The organism is Achromobacter sp. 1012554356 (genome assembly GCF_059760815.1).
In genome coordinates this window covers 19,032-28,238 of the sequence record NZ_JCBANC010000073.1, presented here as the reverse complement: position 1 = coordinate 28,238, position 9,207 = coordinate 19,032, and the positions used below count along the sequence as shown (strand labels likewise).

At 63.6% G+C, this 9,207-nt stretch carries 7 protein-coding genes and 1 tRNA gene; 5 read left to right on the top strand and 3 right to left on the bottom strand.

Going from position 1 to position 9,207, the window contains the following annotated elements; genetic code table 11:
• Positions 1–258: 258 nt before the first annotated feature.
• On the bottom strand, positions 259–1,101 hold the full coding sequence (locus AC6LJW_RS26315) for an IclR family transcriptional regulator (RefSeq protein ID WP_498088715.1): 843 nt from the start codon (positions 1,099–1,101) through the stop codon (positions 259–261).
• A gap of 160 nt (positions 1,102–1,261) precedes the next feature.
• Here AC6LJW_RS26315 and AC6LJW_RS26310 point away from each other — a divergent pair, with 160 nt between their 5' ends.
• From AC6LJW_RS26310 to AC6LJW_RS26295, 4 genes are all read left to right on the top strand, one after another.
• Entirely contained in the window at positions 1,262–2,914 is a 1,653-nt protein-coding gene (locus AC6LJW_RS26310) for an MFS transporter (protein WP_056568588.1), read from the top strand.
• 33 nt (positions 2,915–2,947) lie between these two features.
• Positions 2,948–3,910 (top strand): carbon-nitrogen hydrolase family protein, encoded by a 963-nt coding sequence (locus AC6LJW_RS26305; protein ID WP_498088714.1) that lies wholly within the window; start codon positions 2,948–2,950, stop codon positions 3,908–3,910.
• 3 nt (positions 3,911–3,913) lie between these two features.
• Positions 3,914–4,531 carry a flavin reductase family protein gene (locus AC6LJW_RS26300; protein WP_498088713.1) on the top strand — a complete coding sequence of 206 codons (618 nt, stop codon included), beginning with the start codon at positions 3,914–3,916 and terminating at the stop codon, positions 4,529–4,531.
• Positions 4,532–4,903: 372 nt separating this feature from the next.
• Positions 4,904–6,520 (top strand): methyl-accepting chemotaxis protein, encoded by a 1,617-nt coding sequence (locus tag AC6LJW_RS26295; RefSeq protein ID WP_498088712.1) that lies wholly within the window; start codon positions 4,904–4,906, stop codon positions 6,518–6,520.
• A gap of 105 nt (positions 6,521–6,625) precedes the next feature.
• Here the strand turns inward: AC6LJW_RS26295 and AC6LJW_RS26290 are convergent, their stop codons facing one another.
• Complete coding sequence (locus AC6LJW_RS26290) at positions 6,626–7,330, bottom strand: hypothetical protein (protein WP_498088711.1); 705 nt, start codon at positions 7,328–7,330, stop codon at positions 6,626–6,628.
• Between the two features lie 302 nt (positions 7,331–7,632).
• Positions 7,633–7,723 (bottom strand) — tRNA-Ser (locus tag AC6LJW_RS26285).
• A 224-nt stretch (positions 7,724–7,947) separates the two neighbouring features.
• Here AC6LJW_RS26285 and AC6LJW_RS26280 point away from each other — a divergent pair.
• Positions 7,948–9,183: a cation:proton antiporter domain-containing protein gene (locus AC6LJW_RS26280; protein ID WP_498088710.1), complete on the top strand. Its 1,236-nt coding sequence runs from the start codon at positions 7,948–7,950 to the stop codon at positions 9,181–9,183.
• Positions 9,184–9,207 lie beyond the last annotated feature (24 nt).

The window sequence follows — 9,207 nt, the reverse complement described above, 5'->3', positions numbered from 1 at the left end:
GTCAGACACCGCGTGCCAAATATGGGCGGTGTCTGACACCCGGTGACGCGGATCCGACACCTGATGACGGTCTTGCTCGGGTGTCAGACACCGCGTGAATCAGATGGTGTCTGACACCCGGTGGCGCGGATTCGACACTTGACGACGGTCTTGCTCGGGTGTCAGACACCGCGTGCCAAATATGGGCGGTGTCTGACACCCGGTGGCGCGGATCCGACACTTGACGACAATCTTGCTCGGGTGTCAGACACCGCGTGATTAGTTGGGATCCACCCAGCCTGCCGTCGCCGAGATCGAGCGGGCTTTTTCGCTGAGCAAGCGCGCCGTGTCGGATTCCAGGTCGTCGTCCACCGCGCCCACCGGCCCCATCAGCGTGATGGCCGCCTTCATTTCGCCCAGCATGTCGAAGATGGGCGCCGACAGCGATGTGAAGTGCGGCAGCAGCGCGTGGCGGCAGCGGCTGATGTGGTGCTTCTGCACTTCGTCGCGGATGGCCTGCACGTCCGCCATCGTGTAGGTGTTGCCGGCCGTGCCGCCGTGGCTTTCGGGCGTCGGCGAGGCCATTTCCTGTTCCAGCAGCTCGCGGGTCAGCGCATCGGGCAGGTGCGCCAGGAAATTGCGGCCCAGGGCGGATGACAGCAACGGCATCACCGTGCCCACGCGCAATTCCAGCAGCGGCCGGCTGCGGCTGCCTTCGACGCGGTAGACGATCGTCGGGCCCTTGTTGCCCCACACGCCCAAAAACACCGTGTGACCCGTGGCTGCGGCCACCTCGGCCATGATGGGACGAGCCGTCGTGAACACGTCGAATTGCTCCAGGGCGGCCAGCCCCAGCCGCAACGCATACGGACCCAGCCCGTAATGGCCGGTGTCGGCGTGCTGCTGCACGACGCCGACTTTCTGGAAACTCACCAGGTAATAGTGGACGTTGGGAACCGTGAGCGCACAGGCGTCCGCGATTTCCTTCAACGGCATCGGACGGCCGGTCTTGCGGATGACGTCCAGGATCCGGAACCCGACCTCGATCGACTGAATGCCCCTGCGCGCCGTGGCCGGCGCCTGTTCCGAATTCTTCTCAATCTTGCCGGCGGGCCTTGCCATTGCTGCCTCCACAGTGTGCGTGGCGGCAGTGTAGCAGCGGCCTTTCTGCCGTTTTCCGGCCCGCGCCGGGTTTCCCCTAGCTTTTTCCAGCCCGGGCTTAGCTTTGATAATAGTTAATGCGTACAGCAGTATCAATCTAAAACGACAGGGGAAAGCAAGCATGGAAGCAAATGTCGCAATGCCCAGGCTCGACGCCGGGCCGACGCTGAGCCGCAAGGAAGAACGCCAGGTCGTGGTCGCCTCGACGCTGGGCACGCTATTCGAGTGGTACGACTTTTTCATCTACGGAACGCTGGCCGTCTTCATGAGCCAGGTCCTGTTTCCGCAGGACAACCCCACCGTCGCGCTGCTGGCTGCCCTGGGCGCGCTGGCCGTGGGCTTCATCATCCGGCCGCTGGGCGCGGTGATGTTCGGCTACCTGGGCGACAAGCTGGGCCGCAAGTACACCTTTCTGATCACCGTCGTCATGATGGGCGGCGCGACGGTGCTGATCGGCTGCCTGCCCACCTACGAGACGGCGGGCCACCTGTCGTGGATCCTGCTGCTGACGCTGCGCATCGTGCAGGGCCTGGCGGTGGGCGGGGAATACGGCGGTGCGGTGATCTACGTTGCCGAACACTGCGAACCCCGCCGCCGGGGCCTGCTGACCGGGTGGATCCAGATCACCTCGTCGGCCGGCCTGATCCTGTCGCTGGTCGTCATCCTGCTCGTCCAGGCCTCGATGAGCGCCGAGGACTTCCGCCAGTGGGGCTGGCGTCTGCCGTTCATCCTGTCCATTGTGATGCTGGCCATTTCGATCTACGTGCGCGCCAAGCTGCACGAATCGCCGGTCTTCACGCGCATGAAGCAGCAGAACCGTCTGTCGAAGAATCCCGTCAAGGAAACGTTCGGCCAATGGCCTAGCCTGCGCCTCGTGCTGCTGGCGCTGATCGGCGTTACCGCCGGCCAGGGCGCCACGTATTTCACCGGCCAGTTCTACGTGATGATCTTCCTGCAGCAGGCCGTGCAGCTTGACCAGACCACCGTCTACCGGCTGATCCTGATCGGCTTCATCATCGGTGCGCCGACCTTCGTGCTGTTCGGCTGGCTGTCGGACAAGGTGGGCCGCAAGTGGATCATGATGGCCGGCCTGTTCATTGGCGCCGTAGGCTACCACGCGATGTTCAACGTGCTGCTCAATGCCGGCAACCCGGCGCTGGCGCAGGCGATGCAGACGACCCCGGTCAGCGTGCATGCGGACACCAGCGGCGGCGCCTGCGACTTCGGACTGCAGGCGGCCATGATCGGCAGCCATGCCGACCACAAGAAGGTGTGCGTGCAGGCCAAGAAATTCCTGGTCGGCAAGGGCATCAACTTTGAATATGCCGCGCCGATCCCGGGGCAGGAGATCGCGATGAGCGTGGGCGGTGTCACCGTCAACGGCTTTGACCGCGCGGCCTATGCCAAGGCGCTGACGGCGGCCGGCTATCCGGAGAAGGCGGACCCCGCGCGCATCGACCGCGCCACCATCATCCTGATCCTGGTGCTGATGACCGCCGTCGTCGCGATGGTTTATGGCCCGGTCGCGTCCTATCTGGTTGAATTGTTCCCGGCGCGCATCCGCTACACGGCGCTGTCGTTCCCGTATCACATCGGCGCGGGCATTTTTGGCGGTATCGTGCCCTTTACCGCCACGTACCTGGCGCAGGCCAGCGGCAATATCTTCGGCGGCCTGATGTATCCGGTGGCGGTGATGGTGGTCGTGGGCGTGATTGGCAGCTTGCTGCTGCCCAACACGCGTGCGAAGGCCATCGACGAAGATCCGGCCCACTGACAATAACGAGACAAAAAGGAAGCGAGCATAGATATGTCCATGCAAAAGACCTTCAAGGCCGCCGTCATCCAGGCGGCGTCCATTCCCACCGACAGCGTGGCGTGCGCCCAGAAGGCCGCCGCGCTGATCCGGCAGGCGGCCGAGCAGGGCGCCCGCGTGCAGGTGTTTCCGGAGGCCTTCCTGGGGGGATATCCCAAGGGCAATTCCTTCGGCGCGCCCATCGGGATGCGCAAGCCCGAGGGCCGCGACGCTTTTGCCGCCTACCATCAGCAGGCCATCCGCCTGGACGGTGAAGAGGTCGCGCTGGTGGCGCAGGCAGCGGCCGACACCGACAGCTTCGTGGTCATGGGCTGCATCGAAGCCGACGGCGGCACGCTGTACTGCACCGTGCTGTACTTCAACGGCCAGGCCGGCTTGGCGGGCAAGCATCGCAAGCTGATGCCGACCGCCGGCGAACGCCTGATCTGGGGCTTTGGCGACGGTTCCACGATGCCCGTCATCGACACGCCCTACGGCAAGATCGGGGCGGTGATCTGCTGGGAAAACTACATGCCCATGCTGCGCATGTACATGTACAGCCAGGGCGTGGCCCTGTACTGCACACCCACCGCGGACGACCGGGACACCTGGGTGCCCAGCATGCGCCACATTGCGCTGGAAGGGCGCTGCTACGTGCTGACGGCGTGCCAGCATCTGCGCCGCAGCGCCTACCCCGACGACTTCGAATGCGCGCTGGGCGACGCGCCGGACACGGTCCTGATGCGTGGCGGCAGCGCCATCATCGGTCCGCTGGGCGAGGTGCTGGCCGGCCCGGATTTCTCGGACGAGACCATCCTGTACGCCGACATCGAACCCAACCAGATCCTTCGCGGCAAGTACGACTTCGACGTGGCCGGGCACTATGCCCGTCCCGACGTCTTCCAGCTTCAGGTGGACACCCGCGAAAAGCGCGCCGTCTCGGCCACGGGCGCCGGCGCCGGGCAGCAGGAGGTCTGATCGATGCATTTTGATTTCAACGCCTTGCCGGCGCAGACGGTCTACAACATCCTCACCTCGACCGTCACGCCGCGCCCGATCGCCTGGGTCACCACCGTGTCGGGAAAAGGCGTCGTCAACGCCGCGCCGTTCAGTTTCTTCAACGTGATGGGGCATCAGCCGCCGACGGTCGCGATCGGCCTGATGCGCCATGCCGGCGGGGAGTTCAAGGACACCGGCGCCAACATCATCGAGAACGGCGAGTTCGTGGTGAATCTGGTGCCGGAATCCCTCGTCCGCGAAATGAACCAGACCTGCGCCGACTACCCCGCCGACGTGGACGAGATGGCCGCGGCCGGTCTGGCCGCGCTGCCTGCCACCCATGTGCGTCCGCCGCGCATTCAGGGCAGTCCGGTGTCGCTGGAGTGTGTCAGCCAGGCAACGGTCGTGACCGGTCCGCGGCAGATTGTGGTTATCGGGCGCGTGCTGGGCGCGCATGTCGACGACGCCTATGTGCGCGACGCCGAACGCGGGCATGTGGACACGCCGGCGCTTGGCTTGATTGCCCGCATGCACGGCGGCGGCTGGTATGCCCGCAGTACGGACACGTTTCAGTTGGCGCGGCCGACGTCGCCGACCTGACTGCCACGGCCTTCGGGCCGTTTTTTTTGCCCGGATTTTGGCGGTCATTTCTGTCAGCGGTAGCGGCTTTTTTACAACGCTGCCGTCGCCTTTCACGCAATGCGAAGAGGTTGCGTCAATAACGCCTTCATTTCCCCGGATGCCGCCGAAATCCGGACTGCTAGCATCCGTTCGACCGTCGCGAGAACCCTCGGCAAACCGACCTCTCCGCCGGCAATTTCAGACACAACGGACACCATAATTGGGGGCGGATAACCAGGGGCTTGCGAGCATCTGGCTTGAATTGGCGGCGGCGCAATCCCGCCGCCGAGGCATCCGCCCGAGCACGCATTCACACTTGCCCTGGAAGTCGCCGGAGGCAGTATGAAAAACATGAAGCTTGGAACCCGCCTTGCGGGTGGTTTCGCCATCTTGCTGGCCATGATCATGGTCATGTGCATCGTCGGGCTCGTCAGCCTGGCCAACATCAACGACTCGGTCGAAACGCTGACGCAGCGTTCCCTCACGAAGGAACGTCTGATCAACGATTGGGCGCGCAATATCCAGTCCGGCGTCACCCGGACCACCGCGATCGCCAAGAGCGCCGACGCCAGCCTGGCAGGCTTCTTCACCGAGGAAGCCGCAGCGTCGACCCGCAACTCGTCGGCCTTGCAGCAGAAGATCGAACCGCTGATCGAAAGCGACGAGGAAAAGGCGCTGTGGCAGGGGATCAGCAAGGCGCGTGCAGATTACCTGCGCACCCGCGATGGCATCTTCAAGGCCAAGCAGGAAGGCAACGTGGACGCCGCCAACAAGATCTTCACGCAGGAGTTCGTGCCCGCGACGCGCCAGTTCATCGACAACATCAATCGCCTGTCTGAACTGCAGCGCGCCGATATCGACGCGCGGGCCACGGACATCGAAGCCTCCTACGGCACCGCGAACCTGTGGATGATCGTGATCGGTTCTATCGCGGTGGTGTGTGGCCTCTTGATGTCCGTGCTGCTGACGCGCAGCATCACCCGTCCGCTGTCCGACGCGGTGCGCGTCGCGCGCACGGTTGCCGCGAACGACCTGACCAGCACCATCGTCGTGCGGTCACGCGACGAGATCGGCCAGTTGATGGCGGCGCTGGAATCCATGAACGCCAACCTGGTCAGCACCGTCGCCCGGATCCGCACCGGCGTGGACAGTATTGCGTCCGCCTCCGGCGAGATCGCGGCGGGCAACACCGACCTGTCCTCGCGCACCGAGCAGCAGGCGGCCTCGCTGGAGGAAACCGCCGCGTCGATGGAGCAGTTGTCGTCCACCGTGAAGCAGAACGCCGACAGCGCCAAGCAGGCCAACCAGCTTGCCGCAGCCGCCTCGGAAACGGCGTCGCGCGGCGGCGCCACCGTGTCGGAGGTCGTGAGCACCATGACGGCCATCTCCGCCAGCTCGGTGAAGATCTCGGACATCGTGTCGGTGATCGACGGCATCGCATTCCAGACCAACATCCTGGCGCTGAACGCCGCCGTGGAAGCCGCGCGCGCCGGCGAGCAGGGCAAGGGCTTCGCCGTCGTGGCCGCCGAGGTGCGGACGCTGGCGCAGCGCAGCGCCCAGGCCGCCAAGGAGATCAAGGTCCTGATCGAAGACACCGTCCAGAAGATCGGCCAGGGCTCGGGCAGCGCAGAGCGCGCCGGCGCGACGATGCAGGAGATCGTCAGTTCCGTGCAGCGCGTGACTGACATCATGGGCGAAATCGCCGCAGCCTCGGCCGAGCAGGCCGACGGCATCGAACAGGTCAACCGCGCCGTGTCGCAGATGGACGAAGTGACTCAGCAGAACGCGGCGCTGGTGGAAGAGGCCGCCGCGGCGGCGGGTTCCATGCAGGATCAGTCGGCGGATCTGACGCGGGCGGTGAGCGCGTTCCGGTTGCCTGGCGCTGGGGAGCGGGTGCTGGCGGTCGAGGCGGTGTCGTCCGTCCAGGCCGGTGGGTCGCAAGCATCGCTGCGGCTGGCTGCTTATTGAACGTGCGGCAACGGCGCGAATGACGCTGGAAGAAAAAAGCCCCGATTATTTCGGGGCTTTTTTTTGTTTTGCGGGAGGGCGCATGCATTCATGCCGCGAGCGGAATCAATCCACGACTTTGACGAAAATTGCCTTGAAAACCGGCATCACACGCCCCGTCTTTCTGACAGTCTTGTACGGCATGTTTCCTACGTAGTTCCCCACGATAAACAGTTCGGCGTCAGCGCGCGCGGTCGGAGGCATTTTTGTGCTTCGGGTGTCGATTTCCACGTATGCGAATGCATGGTTTCGATAATTCGACGAGCGCATCAGGAAGCGGTCCGGGTGCAACCCCTCTCCCTGGTCGATAAAACCTGAGAACGTGTATTTGCGATTGTCAGGCTGAAGCATGGGGCTATACGCCAGGTCTTGGCCGTTGGCCGCGTCGTAGATTGTCGCCGCTTCGCTTATCGTCAGGATTTCTGCCTTGTTCTCGCGGATCAACGCAATGCGCTCTTTTTCGGCTTTCTTGCTGAGCCTGATCGCCAGAATCTCGGTGCACTGCTGAAGATCGCTGTCTTTGTTGCTGAACCATATCCCCATTTGGCTCCGCGCGTCGTCGCACGCTGCCATGATTGAGGACCCCTCAAGGTAGTTTGGCCATGCCAAGTCCGCCATTTTGCTTATCTCTTCCGGCGACACCAACGGCCGCTTGGAGCGGGTCCCTGTGAGCGCGCCCATGACCGCATCCTGCAGGTGTTGCCCAAAGCCGCCATTTGCACAACCCACCAATAAGAACGACGCAAGAACAACTGCAGCTTTCGTTTTCATCTGTCCGTCTTTTTTATGGCTGTCGATGGGGGCTTTTTATCTGCGCGCGAACGCATGAGAAGAGGCACGGAATGCGAGCGGGTCACATTTTGACATGAGCCTCAGGACGCGGTGCTCCGTTGGCCGCACGCAGTTGCTGCAATCGGTTGCAGTTCGGCGAAGGGATGGGGCGAGGGCTTGGGCTAAGCAGGCTCGGGCTAGGCCGGCTTTGGTTTGCGTTATCTCTATGGCCAGCCCAAAAGCAAAAGGCCCCTTGCGGGGCCTTTGCAAAGCGCCTAGATATTATCCAGACGCTTGAATACTGGCGGAGAGGGTGGGATTCGAACCCACGGTACGGGGATACCGTACGCCTGATTTCGAGTCAGGTACATTCGACCACTCTGCCACCTCTCCGTGGCTGGGTTCCGCAGCGGTGAAGTTTTTCATTCACTAAAGATCCCTGGTCGGAAGGATCTTCGTTGTCGGAGCAGCGAAGCCCGCAATTCTACAGGATTTTTTTCTTTTGTGTAAAGGGGCGGAAAAAAGAACGGGTAAAAGGACCACAGCGGGTTTCATCCGGCTTTCAGTCGGCGCAATCTTTGGCCAGAATTCACCCCATTCCGCCCTCTGCCCATCCCATGGACCTCATTCTCATCCTTCTGCTCGCGGCTGTGCTTTGCGTGCCTGTCACGCAAAGGCTGGGTTTGGGCGCCATTCCCGGCTACCTGATTGCCGGCGTGCTGGTCGGTCCGTCGTGTTTGAAACTGGTCACGAACGTGGACACGATGATCGGCGTCTCGCAGTGGGGCGTCGTGATGATGCTGTTCATCATCGGATTGGAACTGTCGCCCAAGCGCCTGTGGGCGATGCGCAACGAAGTCTTCATCCTGGGCACCCTGCAGATGCTGGTCTGCGGCCTGTTGCTGGGGGTGGTGTTCGGCGCGGCGCTGCGGCACCTGGCGGGCATGGAGTGGCAGGCGGCGGTGCTGTGCGGCCTGTCGCTCGCGTTGTCGTCCACGGCGGTGGCGCTGCGGCTCCTGGACGAGCGCCAGTTGACCCGCACGCCGCTGGGGCGCTCGGCGCTGGGCGTGCTGCTGTTCCAGGACATGGCCGCGATTCCGATGCTGGTCGCCGCCGGCTTGCTGGGGTCGGACGGGACATCCGCGCCGTCCTTCAAGGAAGCGCTGGTGGCCGTGGCGGTCGTGGCGCTGGCCTACCGGCTGCGTCTTCTGGGCTGGGCGGCCAAGGCGGAATTGAACGAACTCTTTACCGCCGCGGCGCTGCTGATGGTGGTGGGCGCGGCCCAGTTGTTCGACTACGCAGGCCTGTCGGCCGGCCTGGGCGGTTTCCTGGTGGGCGTGCTGATGGCCGAATCGCGCTACCGGCACGAACTGGAAAAGGCGATCGACCCGTTCAAGGGCTTGCTGCTGGGCCTGTTCTTCGTGGCCATCGGCATGTCCATCAACCTGAAGGTTGTGGCCAATCATTGGATGTTCATCTGCGCGGGCGTGGCGGCGCTGCTGGCGGTCAAGGCCGTCATCCTTTATGGATTCGCGCGCTTCCTTGGGCTGCCCCGTTACCACCGGCTGCTGTTTGCGCTGGTGCTGGCCCAGGGCGGCGAGTTCAGCTTTGCCATCTTCAACGAAGCGTGGGACAACCATCTGGTGAACCTGGAGCAGCGCGACGTGCTGTCGGTGATCGTCGCGGTGTCGATGGGCGTCGTGCCGGTACTGATCAAGGTGCTGGAACGCGTGCCGGAAAAATACGGCGGCATGGCGGGCCTGCCTGTGACAGACGCCTTACCGGTCACGGACTCGCCGCCGGCTGCCGACGCCGAGGCGTCCTCCCCAGCGGACAAGCCCCCCGTTGCTTGACCCCGCAGCGGGTAAGGGCATGGC